This window comes from Mesorhizobium sp. M3A.F.Ca.ET.175.01.1.1 (assembly GCF_004791945.1).
Lineage (GTDB): Bacteria > Pseudomonadota > Alphaproteobacteria > Rhizobiales > Rhizobiaceae > Mesorhizobium.
The window spans coordinates 1-982 of the sequence record NZ_SRTP01000019.1; the positions used below are offsets into that span (position 1 = coordinate 1).

A 982-nucleotide genomic window follows, 5' to 3' on the forward strand; every position below is an offset into this window, starting at 1 on the left:
CCGGGCGAACACCTCATTCGGGTCGCGCCCGGCAAGCAACTGGTCCAGAAGTTCTTTCTCGATAGCCATGTGATGATTCTCTCCTTTCCATCATCATGGCCTCGCGCACAGAATTCCTGACAGTCCCCGCTCCAGTTGCCCCTGTCGAGCCAGTAGCTCCAGTTGCACCCGTGGCTCCGGTGGCCCCAGTCGAGCCTGTGGCTCCCGTGGCTCCAGTCGAGCCTGTTGCTCCGGTCGAGCCGGTCGCTCCGGTGGCACCTGTCGCACCCGTTGCACCTGTGGCCCCCGTTGAGCCAGTCGCTCCTGTTGCTCCAGTGGCCCCAGTCGAGCCTGTTGCTCCGGTCGAGCCGGTCGCTCCGGTGGCACCTGTCGCACCCGTTGCACCTGTGGCCCCCGTTGAGCCAGTCGCTCCTGTTGCTCCAGTCGAGCCCGTAGCCCCGGTTGCTCCGGTGGAACCAGTCGCACCGGTAGCACCAGTCGCGCCTGTCGAGCCTGTCGCTCCGGTCGCACCAGTTGCACCTGTGGCCCCAGTTGAGCCGGTTGCGCCAGTCGCTCCGGTTGCTCCAGTCGAGCCCGTAGCCCCGGTTGCTCCGGTCGAACCAGTCGCACCAGTCGCGCCTGTCGCACCGGTCGACCCTGTCGCTCCGGTAGCTCCCGTCGCACCAGTTGCACCTGTGGCCCCAGTTGAGCCGGTTGCGCCAGTCGCTCCGGTCGACCCAGTTGCTCCAGTGGCGCCGGTCGAGCCCGTAGCACCTGTCGCACCGGTCGACCCTGTCGCTCCGGTAGCTCCCGTCGCACCAGTTGCACCTGTGGCCCCAGTTGAGCCGGTTGCGCCAGTCGCTCCTGTGGCTCCGGTCGACCCAGTTGCTCCAGTCGCGCCGGTCGAGCCTGTCGCTCCAGTAGAGCCAGTCGCGCCAGTAGCTCCGGTTGCTCCAGTTGAGCCCGTAGCCCCGGTTGCTCCGGTGGAACCAGTCGCACCTGA

General features: G+C 67.2%; 1 protein-coding gene. It reads right to left on the minus strand.

Features of this window, described 5'->3' with window-relative positions:
• Positions 1-982, minus strand: a 982-nt coding sequence (locus EN818_RS28240) for a hypothetical protein (RefSeq protein WP_245518905.1), incomplete at both ends; no start/stop codon positions are given.